This is a genomic window from Roseburia sp. AM59-24XD, assembly GCF_003478445.1.
Classification (GTDB): domain Bacteria; phylum Bacillota; class Clostridia; order Lachnospirales; family Lachnospiraceae; genus Jutongia.
Genome location: NZ_QUET01000011.1, coordinates 1 through 20,431, shown reverse-complemented (window position 1 = coordinate 20,431; position 20,431 = coordinate 1). Strand labels below are relative to the sequence as shown.

At 45.6% G+C, this 20,431-nt stretch carries 16 protein-coding genes and 1 riboswitch; of the genes, 4 read left to right on the top strand and 12 right to left on the bottom strand.

Features of this window, described 5'->3' with window-relative positions; all coding sequences use genetic code 11:
* The first annotated feature begins 559 nt into the window (after positions 1-559).
* The 3 genes from DXA20_RS06815 to DXA20_RS06805 all read left to right on the top strand — a co-directional run bounded on the left by DXA20_RS06815 (position 560) and on the right by DXA20_RS06805 (position 3,981).
* Positions 560-1,576, top strand: a complete 1,017-nt coding sequence (locus DXA20_RS06815; RefSeq protein ID WP_022306917.1) for an Ig-like domain-containing protein — start codon at positions 560-562, stop codon at positions 1,574-1,576.
* A gap of 109 nt (positions 1,577-1,685) precedes the next feature.
* Positions 1,686-2,615: a S1 RNA-binding domain-containing protein gene (locus DXA20_RS06810; RefSeq protein WP_118559757.1), complete on the top strand. Its 930-nt coding sequence runs from the start codon at positions 1,686-1,688 to the stop codon at positions 2,613-2,615.
* A 196-nt stretch (positions 2,616-2,811) separates the two neighbouring features.
* Positions 2,812-3,981, top strand: coding sequence for an FprA family A-type flavoprotein (locus DXA20_RS06805; protein WP_022306919.1), 1,170 nt, complete (start codon positions 2,812-2,814; stop codon positions 3,979-3,981).
* Between the two features lie 217 nt (positions 3,982-4,198).
* Here the strand turns inward: DXA20_RS06805 and DXA20_RS06800 are convergent, their stop codons facing one another.
* The 6 genes from DXA20_RS06800 to DXA20_RS06775 form a co-directional block, all read right to left on the bottom strand.
* A complete protein-coding gene (locus DXA20_RS06800) occupies positions 4,199-6,235 on the bottom strand; it encodes a DUF4430 domain-containing protein (protein WP_022306920.1) in 2,037 nt (678 codons plus the stop codon).
* Between the two features lie 27 nt (positions 6,236-6,262).
* On the bottom strand, positions 6,263-7,258 hold the full coding sequence (locus DXA20_RS06795; RefSeq protein WP_022306921.1) for an ECF transporter S component: 996 nt from the start codon (positions 7,256-7,258) through the stop codon (positions 6,263-6,265).
* Positions 7,255-8,961: an ABC transporter ATP-binding protein gene (locus tag DXA20_RS06790; RefSeq protein WP_118559756.1), complete on the bottom strand. Its 1,707-nt coding sequence runs from the start codon at positions 8,959-8,961 to the stop codon at positions 7,255-7,257. The genes DXA20_RS06795 and DXA20_RS06790 overlap by 4 nt, the downstream gene beginning before the upstream one ends.
* Entirely contained in the window at positions 8,961-9,875 is a 915-nt protein-coding gene (locus DXA20_RS06785; protein WP_118559755.1) for an energy-coupling factor transporter transmembrane component T, read from the bottom strand. Before DXA20_RS06785 ends, DXA20_RS06790 begins: the two co-directional genes overlap by 1 nt.
* On the bottom strand, positions 9,872-10,900 hold the full coding sequence (locus tag DXA20_RS06780; RefSeq protein ID WP_158577158.1) for a DUF4430 domain-containing protein: 1,029 nt from the start codon (positions 10,898-10,900) through the stop codon (positions 9,872-9,874). Before DXA20_RS06780 ends, DXA20_RS06785 begins: the two co-directional genes overlap by 4 nt.
* Positions 10,901-11,131: 231 nt before the next feature.
* Positions 11,132-11,352: riboswitch (cobalamin riboswitch) on the bottom strand.
* Positions 11,353-11,453: 101 nt separating this feature from the next.
* A complete protein-coding gene (locus DXA20_RS06775) occupies positions 11,454-13,034 on the bottom strand; it encodes a serine/threonine protein kinase (RefSeq protein WP_147403712.1) in 1,581 nt (526 codons plus the stop codon).
* A gap of 383 nt (positions 13,035-13,417) precedes the next feature.
* Here DXA20_RS06775 and DXA20_RS16005 point away from each other — a divergent pair, with 383 nt between their 5' ends.
* Entirely contained in the window at positions 13,418-13,717 is a 300-nt protein-coding gene (locus DXA20_RS16005) for a hypothetical protein (RefSeq protein WP_147403711.1), read from the top strand.
* Here the strand turns inward: DXA20_RS16005 and DXA20_RS06770 are convergent.
* The 6 genes from DXA20_RS06770 to DXA20_RS06745 all read right to left on the bottom strand — a co-directional run bounded on the left by DXA20_RS06770 (position 13,686) and on the right by DXA20_RS06745 (position 20,285).
* Entirely contained in the window at positions 13,686-15,356 is a 1,671-nt protein-coding gene (locus DXA20_RS06770) for an AAA family ATPase (RefSeq protein WP_118559752.1), read from the bottom strand. The two genes, DXA20_RS16005 and DXA20_RS06770, sit on opposite strands and share 32 nt — an antisense overlap.
* 76 nt (positions 15,357-15,432) lie before the next feature.
* Positions 15,433-16,299, bottom strand: a complete 867-nt coding sequence (locus DXA20_RS06765) for an Rpn family recombination-promoting nuclease/putative transposase (protein ID WP_158577157.1) — start codon at positions 16,297-16,299, stop codon at positions 15,433-15,435.
* A 618-nt stretch (positions 16,300-16,917) separates the two neighbouring features.
* Positions 16,918-17,952 (bottom strand): hypothetical protein, encoded by a 1,035-nt coding sequence (locus DXA20_RS06760; protein ID WP_118559750.1) that lies wholly within the window; start codon positions 17,950-17,952, stop codon positions 16,918-16,920.
* Between the two features lie 961 nt (positions 17,953-18,913).
* Positions 18,914-19,300 carry a hypothetical protein gene (locus DXA20_RS06755; RefSeq protein WP_118559749.1) on the bottom strand — a complete coding sequence of 129 codons (387 nt, stop codon included), beginning with the start codon at positions 19,298-19,300 and terminating at the stop codon, positions 18,914-18,916.
* Positions 19,300-20,091: a hypothetical protein gene (locus DXA20_RS06750; RefSeq protein WP_118559748.1), complete on the bottom strand. Its 792-nt coding sequence runs from the start codon at positions 20,089-20,091 to the stop codon at positions 19,300-19,302. The genes DXA20_RS06755 and DXA20_RS06750 overlap by 1 nt, the downstream gene beginning before the upstream one ends.
* Positions 20,088-20,285, bottom strand: a complete 198-nt coding sequence (locus tag DXA20_RS06745) for a hypothetical protein (protein ID WP_118559747.1) — start codon at positions 20,283-20,285, stop codon at positions 20,088-20,090. The genes DXA20_RS06750 and DXA20_RS06745 overlap by 4 nt, the downstream gene beginning before the upstream one ends.
* Between the last annotated feature and the right edge of the window lie 146 nt (positions 20,286-20,431).

The window sequence follows — 20,431 nt, the reverse complement described above, 5'->3', positions numbered from 1 at the left end:
GTTCAACTATTTCGGTCGGCACGCTCCCGCTGCGTTGCCCCACACAATGGTGCATAATGCCCTAAAGCACAGGGCATAAGCACCAGCGGGGGCAGAGCGCCTTACGAAACACTTGAACCCCGTCTTGGGGCGAGTACGGCAGGACGCGTTCATCGATCATCGAAACAGCAAAGCAATTAGACTTTCCGAAAACCGTAATGTGACAAGAGCATTTTCAGACACAGCCTACGAATATTTAAGTACATTCAGGCAAAAACTGTATTTATTTCTTTGGAATAAGAAATATTATCGGAACAGGATCGTTCTCCCGTGGGAAGTTTGAGTACGGTCGTGTATACCTGTATGCAATCAAACATTACTCATCCTAACTATACCACAAAAATACATGATGCACAAATGAGATTCTCTCCTTTTCGATTTTCTTTGTGTATTTTCCCGGAAATATTTTTTATTTTCGTGCAGTTTTCCGAAAATGATCCGAAGCGGTTGACACCGCAAGCACACGCCTGCTATACTACGAGCACTTTACAGCATTTCTCTCCGATAAGGAGGGAGTTCTATGAAATATCAATCATCATTCCGGCGGATTTTTCCCGCCATTTTCACGACACTGTCAATCATTGCAGGGCTTCTTTTCGCTCCTGCTGCCACCCGGACCGCTTCTGCCGCCCGTACTTTCATTGTACTGACGCAGTATCAGGCATCCCTGTCTGCCGGTCAGGAGTTTTATCTTGGTGCCGTTGTCTCAAGCGGCAGACTGCCATCTTTCAAGAGCTCGAATGCAAAAGTCGCATCGGTCAACCGCTACGGTCTTGTCACCGCGAAGCACGCCGGAAGCTGCCGCATCACAGCAAAGGCGGACGGAAGGGAATCGTCCTGCAGAGTCACGGTCGCCCGCACGAAGATTACGCTGAGTACACGCAGTATTTCTATGGAAAACGGTGAGACAAAGCGTCTTCAGGCTTCCACAACAGGAAGTGAGCCGGTCTCCTTCAGCAGCAATAAAAAGAGTGTTGCCGTAGTAGACAGTGATGGTGTGATCACCGCCTGCAAACCGGGTTCTGCCATCATCTCTATCACAGCCGGCAAGACAACAGCCACCTGCCGCGTCACCGTCAAAAAGCCTTCCATTACGTTGAACCATATTTACCGGAAGCTTTTCCGCTGCCAGCAGGTTCAACTTACCGCCGATGTGTCCTCCGGGATCACTCCGACCTGGAAATCCAACCGTTCCAGCGTTGCAACCGTCAGCGATACCGGTCTTGTCTGCGCCCAGAAACATGGCACTGCACTCATTACCGCCAAAGCCGACGGCGTCACCAAAACCTGTGAGATCGAGGTCGAAGCTCCAACCATCAGATTATCTGCATCCTCTCTGACCATGAAAGTGGGCAAAACACGCACACTCGGTTACAAAATATCCAGCGGTAATGCGCCTCTCATCAAATCAAGCAAACCAAATGTGGTACAGGTTGACCAACTCGGTAATCTCACCGCACGAAGCGTCGGAACCGCTGTCATCTCCTTTACGGAGGATGGCACCCGCGAGACCTGCACCGTCAAAGTCAGAAAATAAGTATTTCCAACTGTAAACAATAGAGAGAAATGTTGTAAAGGTTATTTGTTTCTTCACATTTTACTGTTATAATGAAGCCATACATTTTCAGAAAGGTATGGTGCGTTATATGAGTAATGAAAAGAGTATGAAAGACTACGAAAACGAACTGGAACGTTCCTTTCAGGTTCTGCGCGAGGGCGATATCCTCGATGTGACTGTGATCGGTATATCCGACACGGAAGTCACCGTCGACTTGAATTACTACACCGAGGGCATTATCCCAATCGAGGAATGCAGCGATGATCCGTCCTTCTCCATCAAAAAAGATATGGTGATCGGCGACACGATCAAGGCAATGGTTCTGGATCCGGAAAATGCAAGCGGCAACGTAATCCTTTCCATGCGTGAAGCCAACCGTGTTCTTGTCTGGGACGAGCTTAAGGAAGACATGGCAGACGGTACCGTTTTCTCCGTAAAGATCACCGAAGCTGTTCCTGCCGGTGTGACCGGATATGTCAAGGGGATCCGCGCATTTATCCCGGCATCCCAGCTGGCACTGACTTATGTTGAGGATACCGAGGCATATGTCGGCATGACCGTTCAGGCAGTGATCATCACCGTGGAAAAGGATATTCAGAAGCTTGTCCTTTCCGCCAAAATGATCCAACGCGAGCAGGCGATTGTCGAGAAAACACAGTGGATCGGCAGACTGACCACCGGCGATGTTGTAGAAGGGCCTGTTACACGAATGGAATCCTATGGTGTATTTATCGATATCGGAGAGGGACTGACCGGTCTTTGCCATATTTCCCAGATCACCAACAAGTTCATCAAGTCGCCAAAGGAAGAGCTTAAAATGGGACAGGTGGTAAAGGCAAAGATCTTAAAGATCGAGGGCGACCGCATTTCCCTGAGCATCAAGGCTCTGCGCGAGGATGAACCGGACACGGAGGACGAGTCCTACGAAATCCCATCCGAATATGCGGCAGACAGCCCAGAGGATGCGTCCGATACAAGCCCGTTTGCAAAGCTTCTTCAGGGAATCAAACTGAATTAAAGCGATCCGACGGTTGACAGAAGGTCTGCTTCATTTTAGAATAAATGCAGACATCGGCGGCATCCCGGCGCACTGGATCTCCGTCCGAAAAACTCATAAATCACCTGCGCAGAGATGTGCTTATTCACATGCATTACGATTTATGAGCGATAAAATCACAAAATACAACACATTGTGCGCAGAAAAGAGGTTATCTATGAGCGTAGTTATTTCAGATTCTATAAAGTATATCGGTGTAGATGACACTACCATCGATCTGTTTGAAAGCCAGTACGTTGTCCCGGAGGGCGTTTCCTACAACTCCTATGTGATCCTGGACGAAAAGGTAGCTGTTATGGATACCGTTGATCCACGAGGCATGGAGGAATGGGAGAAGAATCTTCTCTCTGCTCTCGACGGCAGAACCGTTGACTATCTTGTTGTACAGCATCTTGAGCCGGATCATGCCGGCAGCATTGCCCGTCTTGTTGAGCTGTTCCCGGATGTGACTCTCGTTGGTAATGCAAAAACCTTTGCGATGCTTCCACAATTCTTCGATATCCCATTAGATGGACACAGTCTCACCGTCAAAGAAGGCGATACCCTTTCTCTCGGCGAGCATACACTGACCTTTGTCATGGCACCAATGGTTCACTGGCCGGAGGTAATGGTTACATATGAGTCCAAAGAAAAGATCCTTTTCTCCGCAGACGGCTTCGGTAAGTTCGGTGCCCTCTCCAAGACAGAGGGCGAAGATGACTGGGCTTGTGAGGCACGCAGATATTATTTCAATATCGTCGGCAAATATGGTGCTCCTGTCCAGACACTTCTCAAGAAGGCTTCCGCTCTGGACATTGCAATGATCTGTCCTCTTCACGGACCGGTCTTAAAGGATAATCTTGGCTATTATCTGGGGCTTTATAATACATGGTCAAGCTATCAACCGGAGGATAAGGGAATCCTGATCGCATACGCTTCCATCCACGGCAACACCGGCAAAGCTGCCGAGAAGCTTGCTGAGATCCTTCGCGAGAAAGGAGCAGAAAAGGTTGTTGTCAGTGACCTTGCAAGAGAAGATATGGCTGAGGTGATCGAGGATGCCTTCCGCTATGACCGCATGATTCTGGCTGCTGCCAGCTATGATGCCGGCGTATTCCCATGTATGCAGGATTTCCTGCACCATCTGCAGAGCAAAGCCTACCAGAACCGTAAGGTTGGCATCGTAGAGAACGGCTCCTGGGCGCCAACCGCTGCACGCACAATGAAGTCTATTCTTGAGACAATGAAGAATATCGAGATCGTTGAGCCTGTTGTCACGATCCGTTCCGTAATGAAGGAAAGTGATCTTCCTGCTATGGAGCAGCTTGCAGACGCAATGACGAAATAGAGTCTTTCTATACACTTAAAAAAGGGCAAAACCAGCGTTTTGCCCTCCAAGAATTGCTTCGCAAGTCTCGTTGATATAACACTACGTTACGAGCATTTTCCTATGCCATAAAAAGAACCCCACTCAAAGATTATCAAATCTCTTTGAGTGGGGTTCTCTATTTCATTGGCAATATTTACTAAAAACTCGCAAATTCACTCTTTCAGAGCTTTTCCGCTTATCTCACAACAACTTTTACCTTGCTCTTTTTCTTGTCGGCTTTCAGGGTAACGACTGCATTGCCCTTCTTAACACCCTTTACGGTTACCGTGATCTGTGTTACTTTCGCTTTCTTTGTCTTCGCAGATTTCTTCACAACCTTCACGTTCTTCTTGTTGACAGAAACCTTCACAAGCTTGGCAACAGATGCTGCAGAAGCCTTCTTTGCAGTTGTTACATTCCATTTTACAACTGCCTTCTTGCCCTTCTTAACGGTTACCTTTGTCTTCACAGCCTTAACCTTTGTGACCTTAACCTTGCTCTTAGCCGGTGCTGCACTCGCTGTTGCAGCAGGTGTTGCCGTCTTAGCCGGTGCAGAAGCTGCCGGAGTCTGGCTTGGCACATTGCTTGGGCTTACTGCCGGTGACTGGCTCGGTGCTGCTGAAGAAGTCTCACTTGGCACATTGCTTGGGCTCACTGTCGGTGACTGGCTCGGTGCTGCTGATGGAGCCTCACTTGGCACCACGCTTGGTGTCACACTTGGAGATGGCTCAGGAGTCACTCCAGAATATCTCACATCATAAAGGGAATCTCTTCCCTCCATTGCACGGATCACTGCTGTCAGACCACGAAGCAGCTGCTCCGGCTGATATGACATCAGATCATCATCCACCTTCTTATTCTCTACATCAACAAATACTGCTGCATCATCAAGAACAGTCATACCATTTTTGATGAAGTCTGTGCCGTCTGTCTCGCTGCATGGATTAATCCGAAGCTGTCCCATTGCGGTCATGATCTGCGCAAGTGTCCATACATTGTTTGTCTCTGTGCCGTATCCGCTCCAGCTACCGTCTGCATTCTGGGTGCTCTCCAGGAAATGGATTCCCTTTGCATATGCTTCCTGCACTGCAGTACGGTCACTGCTTGCATCCTCAGGAAGAATGTCATCGGTTGCATATTTGTACAGTGGCTGAAGTGCCATTGCAACAGAATCAACAGAGCTCCACTGAAGTGCCTGTGCAATACTGTCATCCATCTTTGCGGCAATATTATTTACAAGATCATCCTTTGTAATATAATCATCGCCTGCCGGCGGGAAGTAATTTCCGCTGTCCAGTGCCAAAAGCATTGTACTGTCCAGCATATACGCTTCGGAAGATGCCTCATAGGTACTCTTCTGTGCCATCTTCTCGATCAGGTTGTATCCGCCAACATTTCTTGCATCCTTACCCATTGCTGTCACAAACAGAACGATCTTCGCATAAGTCAACTCCGGATATTTGCCCGCGATGACAGCCTCATCCTTTGCCTCACCCTCAACAGTAACAGATCCTGTATCTGCCAGTGATTTAAGCTGACTCTCCACATTGGCGTACATCTCGTCGAAATAATCAGACTTGTAATCTGCACGAAGCAGGGAGAATGCTACATAAAGTGCATCCGGTGTCTCAATACCATAGACGGTCTGACCATCGCCAAATACCTTTTTGAAGATCGTATCTGCCAGAACCTCCTGCTGTGCCTTTGCATTTGCAAGAAGAGATGCTGTCTTATCACTGTCCGGATTCAAAGAAGCATCATCGTCAAATACCTTTGCCTGTACTGCTGTATCTCCGTAATAAGTATAAAGATAGCTGATCTTATCGTTGTCCTGCAGTGTTGTGTTTCCAAGGCTGGCAGGCGCATAGGCACCGTTGATATAAAAGCCCCAGTATTTGCTCCAGTCAGCTGCGTTGGCGATATCGCCGATCTTGTTTAAGTTTGCGCCATATCCGGTATCCTCGATCAGATAATCTGTATAGCCTGCCTTCTGCAGCGCCTGTTCAACCGCTACGTCACCCTTTGTTCCCTTGTCCACCTGTACGGCGATCTTGCCGATATCGACAGTGTGTCCTTCGTCATCCGCGCCCTCAGCTGCCACATAAACGGTAATCTTACCGGTCTGGTCGGCATCTGTCTCGTCTGCTGCCTTTACAGTCACGCCTGCGCCAAATACGGTCGTAAATGCCAGGGCGGCTGCCAAAAGGCTGCTCATCCATTTCTTCTTGATCATTTTGATCCTCCAATCCTGATGCTTTGTCTACAGTGTAATCCCAAATTTCCCTTGTATACGCTCCAGCTTTTGTAAAATGCTGTCCCCGAAAAGGAACATACACAACGCCGCCGTACCGGCATGCGCTGCATCGTAGGGTGCTCCTGTCAGGTATAATGCTTTCAGGGTCTCCCAGCTGATCTGTCCGGATGACGGATCCATCGAATTCGTCATCAGCATCGCCGCAAAGTTCATCACACCTCCATACAGCAGAAACACCACAAAAAACGTAAACACCGTTGTTGTAATGTCATCCACCGGAAGTTTTTTCCTCTGCAGGATACAGCCCGCTGCCATTCCGGCAAGTCCGTAGAAGTACAATCTCCATCCAAAGAAATTCTCTCCCGGGCTTCTCCGAAACAGATAGACCACATAAGCAAGCACCCACGCAGACAGAATGCAAAGAACCGGTCCCATTACCACACGGAACCTGCGTCCCTTCTCCAGAGAAAGCCGTCTGGCAAGCGTTTCTCCCGTTCGTCTGCGTTCTATTTTATTGAAAGCCATGCCGGACAAATATCCGACCATCCCCCAGGCAGCCATCTGCCAAGGAGTCCATGGCCCCTGACCATCAAAAAAATTACACACCAGCCGGCTCATTGCGCCGATCAGAAAGCCCGCCTCCGGACCAAGGCCAATGCCACAGATCACCACCATCGTGGTTCCGGCATGTAACGGTATCGTATGTGCGCAGATCTCATTCATCACCACGCACAATGCGGTGAGAGTCGACAACAGCACAACTTCTCTCGCCTGCGGTTTGCGCCGTTCATACTGTCCAAAAAACAGGACAAGTATCAGAAGCACAACGCCAAATCCCATCAAAAGATAATATCTGCCGCGCAACAAAACCGTCGACACAAACAGTAATGCCACAACCGACACCAGCAGCAAAATGCCGCTTGTCACACGGCGCCTGGACCGCTGCCGCAAATATTCCTCCCAGTCAAACTGACGTCCGGAGATTTGTCCTGACTGTTTCATCCGGCACACCCCGCTTCCTGCAGAGCCCGGACGATATCCTCCGCCAGCAGACAATCCCCACAGACGCCCCGGCTCATCCGCTGTGCCGCCGTCGTATAGAAAACATTTTCTCTGAAAAATGCTCTCGTCTCCCCTTCACTGATCAGCTGCCCGTCAAACAACAGACCGCACTGATCCGCATAGCGCGCACAAAATTCCATATCGTGCGATACAAGCACAACGGTTTTCCCTTTGCTGCACAGATCCTTCAAAAACTCTGCAAGCTTTTCCTTAAATGCACCATCAAGTCCCTTTGTCGGCTCATCAAGTAACAGAATATCCGGTTCTGTAAGAAGCAGTTTTCCAAGCGCAAGCCGCTGCTGCTGCCCGCCGCTTAAGTCCATCGGATTCTGCTCCCGCTGCGCAGTGAGCTCCAGATAAGAAAGCATTTCCCCGACTCTCTGCGTCCTGTCCGCTTCCTTCAAGCCTGCCCCTCCGTTTTCCGGAAGAAGCATCGCCATCAGCTCCTCGGCAGCCGTCAGCTCCGTAAAAAGGCTCTTCGGATTCTGTGCCAGAAAACGAATCTTGCCCGCCGCCTTCACATTGCCGCGCCGAGGCTTGCAGATCCCCATGATCGCTTTTAATGCCGTTGATTTGCCGGAGCCGTTGCCCCCCACCACCGCATAGAGCATCCCCTTCGGAACACGCATGGTAAAATCCTCCAGCACACGCTGATCCTTCTGATAACCGAAGCAGAGCCTGTCCACAAAAAGTGCCGTTTCTGACACGGCACGCTTCGCCGTATGGCAGGGATGCCTGTCGGATACCGCAGACTTGATGGGCTCACCGGGCTGTCCTGTTTTACGGACATGATCAGCCAGCCAGCTCTTTCCCTGCCGGATACTGACCGGAGAGTTCGCCTCGTCCCTGTAATGGCATGCCTTCCATACCCGGACCGCCACCGGCATTGCAGAAGCAATCGGAAGTGCTTCGTTATGATCCCTCTCATACGCTTCGAGCTTCGCCGCACACTGCCCCGGCACCGCGTCCGCCACCAGATGCCCCTGATGCATGATCAGCACCCGGTCTGCCATCGGAACGACCTCCTCCAGCCGCTGCTCCGACAAAAGCACAGCCGTTCCCAGATCGCGGTTCAACCGCCGCAGCGTATCCAGAAATCTTCCGGTGCCGATCGGATCAAGCTGCGCCGTCGGCTCATCAAGCAGAAGCACATCCGGCTGCATGATCACCACAGAGGCAAGATTTAACAACTGCTTCTGTCCACCCGAAAGCTCGGAGACCGGTCTGCGAAACCACGACTCCATCCCGAAATACTGGGCGATCTCTGCCGTCCGCCGCCGGATCTGCTCTCCCGGCACGCCGAGATTCTCCAGTCCAAAAGCAAGCTCATGCCACACCTTATCTGTCACAAGCTGTGTATCCGGATTCTGTCCGACAAAGCCGATCCGTGCCGCGCTCTCCCGGTCATCCATCGTCTCCAGGTCACTCCCCCGGTAATACAGCTTACCCGAGCCCGTTCCAAATGGGATCTGATTCTTTTTGAAGTGACGCAGAAGCGTTGTCTTGCCGCAGCCCGACTGTCCGCAGAGCACGACAAACTCCGCCTCTCCAATGGAAAAACTGATATCCTCGATCGCATTGTCCGTCTGTCTCGGATAACAGAACGACACATGTTCACAGGATAAAACTGCTTTTTGTTCCATTATGCGTCTCCTTTCTCACCGTCTCCCATCTGTCCCATATCTCGTACAGACATCAAAAAGTAACTGTCATAGGCCACCGGCGCAAGCATGCCGGCCGCTGCCGTGACCAGTGCTGCAACAGACCAGCCGGACAATGCCTTCTGCCAGATCTCCGGGAAATAATATGCCTTAAAATCTCCTCGAAACCGGCAAATATATACACCGGCAAACATAACCACAAAATAGATACACCAGACCAGATCCTCCCGGTGAAACGAAAACAAATGAAACCACGTTCTCGATCCGGTTCGGTATCCTCTTGACTCCATCGATACGGACATCTCGATCGAATCCTCTAACGACCATGAGATCAGCATCGAAAGCTCTCTCAAAAAGCTTCGCATCCGCTGCATCTTCGATGCCTCTCCACCCGCGCAGCCAAGACCGATCTGCGCCTCATGTATCTGCCGGTAACGATCTCTCATGTCCGGAATGGAGCGAAAGATCATCATCAGCATCAGACCGATCGTCGGGATCGCCCTGCCGGTCAGATATAGCACCTTCTCACTGTCGAGAAGCTTCGCCGCCACGCCGCACCACTGCAGCAGCGCAAACAGCATGAGCGTCATCATGATCCCGTAATAGACGGACTCCCATGTCACCGCCATACCATTCATATAGAAAAGCGGTGTCACACCTCTGTGCGAAAATAACGGCAGGATCACCGCCGCAAACACAAGCATCATCCCTGCCGGAATCCATAATTGCAGCCAGCGTATGATCCCCGCCAGCGCCACATAGCATACAGAGGCGCCGACAAAGGAGACAACGATCGCAGCCGGGTGTCTTACCACCATTGTCCAGATCATGCATGCCAGCACATAGACCAGAATAACGACCGGATGCCGTTTAGCAAACTCTGATTCTCTGCTCATGTTGTTCTCCCATCGCAGGTATAACGCCAGCTGATCGCATCGCCGTCTGATATTTTGTAGGCTGATGCCCCTCTGTTCGGAGCAACATCATTGACCTTATAGATCCAGCCACTCATATCACCCGCCTGCTTCTCATAAAGATGTGCTATTCCTTTAATATAGTAGCTTTTATATAATGGCGTATATTCCGCGTCCACGGCGATCCCTTTCGCCTTGCACGCCTTCGCCAGTACATCGTACACCGTGGCACCCTTCTCCATCTGTACCGTCACCTTCGCAAGAATCTCGCCATCGTCCGGAATATATTTCCAAATGCTTTCCTGTGCCTGCTTCTTATTCTTCACCAGACTGTCACAGCGGATCTCGATCGTACAGCTGATCTTCTCTGCCTCCGGTGTCGTGGTCACTGTACTTCCTCCCGGCTTTGCAGTTGCCATCGAACTACTCTGCGATTGTCCCGGCGTTGCTGGCGTTCCATTCTGTCCGGAGGATGCCTGATCTCCATTTCCGCCACCGGATGACGCATCCGCCGCGTCGCTCTGCCCCGGTGTCTGACCCGCCGTTGCATTTTGTCCGGAAGTCCCCGCTGTCGCCGACGGATTCCCGGAGCTGTTTTTGTCGGAATGCTTTCCGGAGGTGGAATTTTTCCCCTTCTTGTCCGAAGACTTTCCGGACGTATTCTTCTTTGACGAAGGCTCTCCTGATGACGTGTCCGCTTTTGCGGACAGCGTATTGTCATCTGTGTTCTTACCTGACTTTTCTTTTCCATCAGAAGCCTTCTGATCCGCCTTCCCACCATGTGCGGTCGATACAGGCTGATTCGTCAATTCCGGTTGCTGCGTCTCCTCACTTTCTTCCTTATACATAGAAGAAAGTTCATCATCCCCCGTCAGATCCTTCCGGACCAGCTTCTGTTCCTGCCGGTAGGAATCCACCGACTGAAAATGCGTCTGACGTATTCCAAGTACCACTGCGAATACCACAAGCAATGCTACCACAATATATTTCCATCTTCTCTGTCTCATCTTATTCTCTTTCTTAATATTATAAAAAGGCAAAACCAGCGTTTTGCCCTCCAAGAATTGCTTCGCAATTCTCGTTGACATAACACTACGTTACGAGCATTTTCCTATACCATAAAAAAGCCTCTGTACATTCGGCTGTACAGAGACTTCATATTCTGAAAAAATTCAACACAAAAGAAACGTTTCCGTGTCCGCTCCCTCCCACCGAGGGCTGCTTTCATCAAAACGCCATATGTCTGTCTCTGTCCAGCAGGTCTCCTGGCTCGAAATCATCTTCCTCTCTCCCTTCCCATACCGCCTGACGCAGTACAGTGGTTCCGGATCTTGCTCCGGCGAAAGAGTCATCCTTCTTACAGTAGCGGGGGCTGCTGCAGCATCTCACTGCATTCCCTTTTCAATCTATCCCGTATCACCTGCTGCGGCGCAGGCACACTGATAAATCACTGAACAAAGCAAAGCATACCACGCAGTTATCTATCTGTCAATCTCTCATATATTTTTCATTTTTTAAAGCACCTTTCACGCATTTCATGCAGCTTCCTATTATTAAAAATTATTGGAAGAAGTCATCCAGATTGCCATCCATCTTCACATTATTTTTCTTTTTGCTTTCTGTCCCGGCAGGCTTCTTTGTCGCCTGTACCTTTTGTGGGACACTTGTCGGTGCAGCGGTCGCAACCGGTGCCTTTGTCGCTTTCGTGCTTTTCCTATTCTTCTTTTTCTTTGGTGTCGCCGTTTTCTTCGGCTTCTTAGATGCCTCCGGACGTATGGTCTCCTCTGCGCCTGCGGTATTCTCAGGATCGGCAGCCCCGCTTGCATTTGCCGGATCTTCCGTCACCGTCCCGTCTGCATCGCCCGAAGCGGCTCCCTCCACAGTTTTCTTCGGCAGATCTGCCGTAACCGCTGGTTGCTGTGGTCTGCCCGCCCGATCCGGCATCACCTTCCACGCGATCAGAAGCACGATGCCAACGATCACCGCCGCACTGAGTACGACCGTCCGAATCGTTTTGTTACGTTTCCTTCTCGCCCGTTGATCCTCCATCTCCTGCAGACACCGCTCCATCTCCATCGTGAGATTTAATGTATTGCTCGCCTTCGGCAGTCTGCGGTGCTCCTCCGGCACCCCGGTTGCTTCCCCGTTCCAGTATTCCGCCTCCTCGCTCTCATATAGAAGATCATATAATTCATCAATCCTCTGCAGTCTGGAAGTGCTTTCCACCGCCAGTCCCTTCATCAAAAGCCGGTCCACCTGCGGATCAAGCTCCGGCACATATTCCGTCAGCGGCACCAGACGATCGTTAAAAACCCGCTCCGTCGCATCTAACGGCTTCTCGCCGGACAGCATATAATAAATAGTCGCACAGAAGCCGTACACATCCGTCCACGGTCCCCTGCCTCCCTTTTTCTCCAATTGCTCGTACGCTGAAAAGCCCTGCTTATAAATCGCCGTCCGCGTCCGGTCATCAATGGCATTTGCATGGCGTACCGCTCCAAAATCGATCAGTACCCCCCTGCCCTGCGCATTAATAATGATATTATCCGGACTGACATCCTGATGCACAAGATTGGACTCATGCATTTTCATCAGCGCAAGCATCGGCTGTCTCATAATCCTCCGGCAGACCTCCGGCGTCACCCTGCCATTCTCCGTCACGTACTTCTTGACACTGTCCCCCTCAATATAATCCATAACAAGATATGCGGTATTATTCTCCTCAAAAAAAGTCCTCGTCCGCACAATGCCATCCATGAATCCAAACTGCGACAGCACTCTTGCCTCCCGCAGGAAGTCCTTTTTCCCCTGGTCAAACTGCTGCTCCGACTCCGCTGTAAACGGCACAACGCTGTAAGACTGCTTCTCCTTCTCACACTTGCGCCAAACCATTCCATTCGGGAAATACTCCTTGATCGCCACCGGGATCAGCAGATTCTGATGAAGACCAATATAAGTAATGCCAAAGCCGCCCTCACCAAGCACCCTGCCGACCATATACTCGCCGCCATGCAGCATCGTCCCAAGCGGCAAATGATGCGGCTTCTCCTGATAGCTGTCCCGGTCAAAATCGCAGGAGGTACATTTGCCATCCCAGGTCAGCGGCTTCATACAACCAAAACAATATCTATGTTCATTCAAAATCGTCACTCTTCCTTAAAAGTCATTGTCATAATGTAACAGATATCGGGGTAAAAAATATTTTGCGCTCAACGGATAACACGAATTGCCTCATGCTATCTGCTTTTACCCCCTGCATCATAACATATTAACATAATTTGGAAATATCGTATAGAAATTTCACAAAAAATGGTTCATAATAATAGCTGTACAAAATTGAAATACTAAATCTGTCGCCCACTTCGGACGAGAAAGCAAAACCAAACAAAACTTATTATTACAAAATACTTTCCTATACCAAAAATGGGACAGTCACATCTTCCACCTCCGTCAAAGCCGTCTCCCGTCTGCGTGCGCCAACCATCACCGTACGTCAGAAAAAGACCACCCCGGGTGTACAGTTTTTGCAGATCAGGCTGAGCAAATATCAGGGACGCTACGCCGGTATTTATATCCGCAAAAACAACGGAAAATATGTCTACATCCGCATGAAAAACAATAAAATCTCACCACGCCGGAAAACCTTCAACTTCCGCCATTCCATGCGAAATGTCACACTCTCGGTGCGCGTGAGAACCTACCAGACAAAGAAACGCAAAAAGGGAAGCTTTTATTCCAAAGTGAAAAAGGTACGGATCCATGATCCGTACCTTTTGGTAAATTGTGGACGTATTATTTGCTACGCACAAGACATCTCTTCTTAAAAAATGCGATGCCATAGCACACAATCTGATCATAATCATCTTCATACTCTCTGGCATACATTTTCTCATCCATCTGACAAAGTGCCTCATCACATTTGCGCTCCATGGACTGCAGCGAATCCGCATATTTCGCTTCAAACACAGCCACTCTGCCGTTCATCGGATCGCTAACCACAACATCACTTCTTCCCTCGCCATGTTCCCTGTTTGACTCCACAGCATATCCAGCCCCCGCAAAGATTCCCGCCAGAAAAGCATGATAAAAGTCCTCCCTGTAATCGTGATAACTGATCGTTTTGCGCAAAAGTTTACTCATCTCCTCCGCAACCTTTTCACTATCCTCATTCCATACCGCGTCAAAGAGCTCTCTGCGGCTCCACTGCTTCGTGCTGTCATCAAACCACTGTATCACTGTTGTTTCAAATATTTCCTTAATCTCCGCATTCGGAATGACAAGCACCGTCATTCCTTCCGGCACTGCATCCGTCAGCTCTTCCTCCCTTACTCTGGTCAAATACCCCGTCAGATACAAAACACTCCAAAGATTATCTTCGGATGAATGCAGATAATCATAAGTAAGATCCTCATCAATACGCTGCACAATATAACCACCTGCCAGCAATGTCTCAAGCTTTTTCGTAATCGTGCTTCCCGCATGATCAATAAAGGAACGAATTATGGCATTATCACTTGTATTCTTCCAATAACCACATGGCTCCGCCTGCGGGTTTCTTTGCAGATCATGCAAATAATTCATTACATCCCACGGGCAATATACATCAAAATCTCCAAAATGATATCCATCATACCAGTTCTTTATCTTATCCGCATACTCCTGCGCGTCCAGATCTCTCAGAATATATGCCATATCCTCCTGCGTAAATCCAAAATATTCATTTAATCTGGAATCTGTAATCGTATCCGACACAAAATTATTCGTTCCGCTAAATATACTTTCCTTCGCTATCTTCAGACATCCTGTAATCACAGCAAACTGCAGTGCCGAATTATCCTTTAATGCCTGCATGATACCCTTGATCACATCCAGCATTTCCTGATAATATCCGTGACTGTTTGCTTTGGCAATCGGCACATCATATTCATCCATCAACAGAATGACCTTTTTGTTGTAGTGCTGCCTCATCGCACCGATCAGCAGTACCAGACTGTCCTTCATATCTTTAACGGTTGCTTCACCCTCCGCAATCCGTTTGATCGTCCGTTTATCATAATCATTCACGCGATCACTGTCAAGCAAATATAAATGATTCCTGAACAACTCGGAGATCACCAGAGAAAGCATATCATAAGCCCCCTGGAAATCCAGACCATCTACCCGGCGAAACGACACAAAAATGGTCGGCCAATGATTCATCCACCGATCACAGAGTTCCGTATACCTAGTAATTTCCAATCCCTCAAATAAATTCCTACTCTGCCTGCGAATATCAAAAAAGCTTTCCAACATACTCATGCCCAGCGTCTTACCAAAGCGCCTCGGGCGTGTGATCAAAGATACTTTCACCGACTCGCTTCTCAAAATCTCCGCAATCAATCCACTTTTATCCACATAATAAAAATGATTCCCACGTATTTCTTCAAAATCTGAGATTCCAATTGGAATATTCTTTTCGAGCATATATATCCACCTCTACGTTCCCCTTACATAGAACCTGTTGCCATGAGATCATAATAAATAATCAGCCTTACGCCCATTATGACAGTTCCTTCTCAACCGCTTTCAATTCTTTCTCGGAATAATTCATAGAAAGAATCATTTCTCTGGATAATCCACTTCCCAGCATTTTGCGAATTGCATTCTTCCTTTCCTCTTCGCGTGCTGTTTTTTCACGTTTCTCAGCATTCTTCCTTTCCTCTTCACGTACTATTTCTTCACGTTCTTCAGCATAATCTTTCGCATAGTTTTTCGCATAATCCTCTACCGTTTTGCACATTTCTCCAAAACCTCCTTCTGTCTCTTTGAAATACTTTACTGCTTTGCTTAATTCCGGGAATTTTGTCTCTTCAAACACATCTTTTCGCAAAAACAGTTGTAGCAGCTCAGATTTATCCGAGCCATCCCTGACCACTGTATTGACAAAATAGATATCCTCCCCGTCATCTACAGGAACAAATCCTTCTCTTGTTTCCATGCAACGCTTCACATGCGTGATCATCTGTCCGTTATGCAGCGCATCATATTCTGTGATATACAAAATAGTTACCTGCGGAATATCTGTAAAATCAGTTCCTTTAGGTGTATATGCTGCCGTAGTGGATGAAGCATAAAACCTGTTTCTCTTGATATCATCATTTCCGGAGCCCTTCTGCATCTCAATATTCATATACGCACCATTTTCCATAACACACAGCACATCCAGAATAATCTCCCTGTGCAGGCTCGTAATAACGCTCTGCGGCGTCACCCTAATTACCTTTAATTCCGGTTTATCCAATAATGTACGAAGTATCTCCTGACAAACTCCCTTTCTTCCTGCCACCAGCCGGAACATAGCATCATCTATAATTCTTAGATTCTCTGCCGTTTCTTTTGTGGCTTTTGAGTATTTATCATAACTCATTATCACGCCTCCCTTTCCCTGCTTATATAAAACTGTCATAAAACAAGTAAAGTGCGGCTTCCCTGATCTCGTATCCTGACTTATTACACACAGGATAACTCAGCAATCGTCTCATCTGTCCTCTGTCCGAAAGACCACTTAAAATCTAGTATTGTTATTTTATATCATACCATCATCTGTCCTGCAAATCAACGCCGGCGCTTTCTTGTTTTACTTTAAGCAAAGATTATCATGCTTCCTTGAGAACTTCAATGCGATCCAGACAATTGCCGTGTCACAGCATGCATTATTGCGAAATTGCCATGTGTATAACGACAGGATTACAGCAACAATATATTATCCACTCAATCATTCTGGATGGTTTCGGAACTTTCCCTGTCAGAGCATTTCATAGTGAGCACGCATAAAAAGACCGCCAACACACTAATTTTAGTGTATTGACCGTCTTCGTTATTTGACTTAATTTAATATATTATGACATTCTACTTTTTTCATTGATAGGTTTCTGTACGAAAGTATACCTTCGAAATACATTTTAACAGAAAAGACTTTGACTCATTATGAACTGATAATTTCCGCTTGACACCATTGGACATGTTTTGCGTATAATCGATAGCCTTATAAAGTACTCATTTTTATTGTTTTTATAATTTCTTCGTATTTTAATTTTCTTTCACTTGTTTCAAAAATATATAATATCCTGCTAAAACAATTTTCTATATCTTTTAAATCTTCACTTGTATATATTATTGTATCAGCCTTATAATCAAACTGATAACTATTTCGCTTATCATTTTCTTTTTTCCATTCATTTTTAATGTTTTTCCCAATTAAATGTGTTGAATCAGGACTAAGTTCTATAGCAAGGCGCTTTCCGGTAAAATAATTAGCGATAAAATAATCCACCCTATATTTATGAAATGCGTCTTTTCCTCCCCACCTAAGTTCCGGAAGCAACATAGGAATGTCCATCCATTCGTCCTTTGTTTTCACATATGTCAAATAATTTTCAATAAATTTCTTCTCATTTTTGGAACTATTCCTTATGAATATCTCATAAAATCTGATAATATCCTCAAAATCGTTTACTTTAATTAATTCAGCTTCGTATTTGTCATCCTGTATTTTCCCCTTTAAGTATCCTTCATATACCAGTTGTCCCAATGACAAATATTTATATCTTACACTTAATCCTTTCAATTTATAACTATGCCAAATTTCATTGCTTTTACGCGGAGCAATAAAAACGCCTATAACACAATCATTTTTTCCTAAATACAATTCTCTATCTGTACTTTCAAGTTTAATTTTACGATATTTCTTTTCATTTTTCAAAAAACTTCTTTCAAGAAACAAAATAATATATTCACGTAAAATATTATTCTTTAACAATTCAATCATGTGATGATCATTTGATTCTAACGCTCCATGCAACCATTCATCCCTATATGCTTCTGCAGAAAGGAATTTTTTTGTTTCGATGTTCGCATATCGTGTCGCTTTACTTCCTACTTTAGCATTTAAACTTAGAATTGCTTTTTCCTTTTTTATGCTAGGATCATGACATATATTCAAATATATTGACACAACTTGGTTTGACATCGATTTCATTTTTTCATCATATTCTTTTACTGTTTGATATCTCTGTTTCATACTTATCATCCCCCTTTCCTCAATGGACACTAATGTTGCTACTCTTCCTGCAAATATAAAAACTTTCCAATATATTCATTCTAAGCGTCTTACCAAAGTCCTCTTCACTTACTTACTTCTCAAAATCTCCGCAATCACTCCACTTTTATTCACACATTAAAAGTGTTTTCCATACATTTCTTCATAATCCGAGATTCCAATTTGAATATTCCGGCTACCATGTCCCTGCTGTCCGGCGTAAGGAAACCAAGAAAAGTGTGTGATTGGAGCAATACTAGTTTATCAGTTTCAACTCAATCGTAAAGCCTGCTTCGCACCGCAAAGCGGCTCTGGGCTTGACAAATGAGTTGTACCCGATAAATATCCACTAAGCCAATCAAGACGGTTTCCGTGTTCCGGAACACCGGTTTCCACATTTCCGGAATTAAGTTTTCCTGAAGCAAGAATATCCACCAATTGGAATATTCTTTTCGAGCGTATATAATATCCACATCTACGTTCCCCTTACAGAGAGTCTGTTTGCAAAACAAGATCAGGTCATAAACGATATAAATTATGTATATTGTAACAGATTATAGAAAAAAAGACAGTGAAACTTGTCTACAGAAGATCCTTAAATAATCTTTTGGTCATAGTTCTACTGCAACGAATTGATTCGCATCATCAAACCTTTCTTTAATTCTTTTATTAATCTAAACATATCTTCAACTACTCTCTAATATTTAACTAAATGCCCTTTTATTTATTACTTCAACTTATACAAACTTTTCGCATGTAATCCCAATATCTTTTTACAATCATAAGATCATCTGTCCAAAAACAAGATTAGGCATATTGCTTACAAGAAACAAAACAAACGAGGACAACTATTTAAGCCGTCCTCATAAAATTGAATAAACAAATGTAGCCATATTTTCATGGTACTCATTGATATTATATTGATTGCATTACTGAAAATTAATCAAAAATATCCCTTAGCACCAACTAATATACTCTCTGCTTTTCCAGAATTTACTTCTATTCCAATGGATTTTCCAGCCTGAGTATAATAGTTCCCTTCTTTTTCTATATGAGGGATAAGTTTCTCTATTTCAGCTGAATGTATAGGAAATATTACTTTTCCCTCCATTATAATTTCTACATCATCAAAAAATTCTAACGCATCTACTTTATTGTCTGGTGTATAAAATATATGAAATTTTTTATAATCATCTGACGTATTTTTACTGAATTTATTCTTTTTAAACTCAACGCACTCTGCTCCTAGCAATCGATGAACTTCATCTCGATCCATTCCAAACTTAATACACCCAATTGATTCCAATGGTTTGAATTCCCATTTATCCATTATATTTTTTCCTCCTGTTCTAGCTGATCCACATATTCCAGCATTTCATTAATTGCATCGTCATATTTATCTCCGAATTTATCATGTATATCATCAATATCCATTTGCAATGCTTCGCGAAACTTTCCCTGTTCAATCAATTCTCTCTGTCTATCTCGATATTCTCGTGCTTCCTTAGAATTACCACAACTTGCCGTCTGACGATGATCCTCTTTTTCCATCTTAATAGCAGGTCCATCATCTCTTTCGAGTTTTGATGCGCTGTCTGCCGGCATGTGATGCACTTCACTAGTTTCTCCATCACTAGTTTTTTTCACATCTTTGTACCTTCCTCCTTTTTTTTCTTTTAATTCATCATTTTCTACATCGGTATTTTTTTGATCTACATCTCCCTTATTCTCTTTAATGCCTATAGTATTTTCTGTTAATATCCTAGAGTTTCCCAGATATAATTTTTCAGACACTTCTTCATCTTTTACTGTCTCAAGACTATCTAATATATCTGTACTTATTTCATCTGGAAGTTCTTCTATATCTGCAACAGAAAATATTTCTTTATTTTCTCCTATTTCTTCTGGCAAATTTTCTATGCCAGTAAAATCCATTCTTCCTGATGTCACCTCCCCATTATCACCTAGTGTTGCTAAATTTGCAACACTAAGCGCTCCCTCAAGGACATCTAAACCATCTATTTCATCTGGTAATTTATCCATTTCCTGCCTTTTTATATCATTTGCGGCTTTAACCAATTTTTGAGCAACAATCATAGCGGCTTTTGCACTTTCAATCAAATTCTCATCCTCCTTATATCTTCTGCTCGTAATTCCATTTCAGTAGAACGTCGCTCACAATTAAAACGATTAATAACTTCAAAAATAGAGTTTCGAATTCGTTCAATCAGAACACTATCCATACCATCAATATATGTTCCTATTTTTAAATCAACTTTTTTATTAATGTTATCTTTTGTTTCTCCTTTAATCATCAATGCAATTTTCTTTCCTTCGAATACATTATATGCAACAGTCTTTTTTCCTCTTCATTAAGCACATTTCCCTTTAAAGACTTATTCATTATATGCAACAGTCTTTTTTCCTCTTCATTAAGCACATTTCCCTTTAAAGACTTATT

Coding starts and splice junctions, on each gene's coding strand:
- DXA20_RS06815 (WP_022306917.1), top strand. CDS start 560: ATGAAATATCAATCATCATTCCGGCGGATTTTTCCCGCCATTTTCACG.
- DXA20_RS06810 (WP_118559757.1), top strand. CDS start 1,686: ATGAGTAATGAAAAGAGTATGAAAGACTACGAAAACGAACTGGAACGT.
- DXA20_RS06805 (WP_022306919.1), top strand. CDS start 2,812: ATGAGCGTAGTTATTTCAGATTCTATAAAGTATATCGGTGTAGATGAC.
- DXA20_RS06800 (WP_022306920.1), bottom strand. CDS start 6,235: ATGATCAAGAAGAAATGGATGAGCAGCCTTTTGGCAGCCGCCCTGGCA.
- DXA20_RS06795 (WP_022306921.1), bottom strand. CDS start 7,258: ATGAAACAGTCAGGACAAATCTCCGGACGTCAGTTTGACTGGGAGGAA.
- DXA20_RS06790 (WP_118559756.1), bottom strand. CDS start 8,961: ATGGAACAAAAAGCAGTTTTATCCTGTGAACATGTGTCGTTCTGTTAT.
- DXA20_RS06785 (WP_118559755.1), bottom strand. CDS start 9,875: ATGAGCAGAGAATCAGAGTTTGCTAAACGGCATCCGGTCGTTATTCTG.
- DXA20_RS06780 (WP_158577158.1), bottom strand. CDS start 10,900: ATGAGACAGAGAAGATGGAAATATATTGTGGTAGCATTGCTTGTGGTA.
- DXA20_RS06770 (WP_118559752.1), bottom strand. CDS start 15,356: ATGCTCGAAAAGAATATTCCAATTGGAATCTCAGATTTTGAAGAAATA.
- DXA20_RS06765 (WP_158577157.1), bottom strand. CDS start 16,299: ATGAGTTATGATAAATACTCAAAAGCCACAAAAGAAACGGCAGAGAAT.
- DXA20_RS06760 (WP_118559750.1), bottom strand. CDS start 17,952: ATGAAACAGAGATATCAAACAGTAAAAGAATATGATGAAAAAATGAAA.
- DXA20_RS06755 (WP_118559749.1), bottom strand. CDS start 19,300: ATGGATAAATGGGAATTCAAACCATTGGAATCAATTGGGTGTATTAAG.
- DXA20_RS06745 (WP_118559747.1), bottom strand. CDS start 20,285: ATGATTAAAGGAGAAACAAAAGATAACATTAATAAAAAAGTTGATTTA.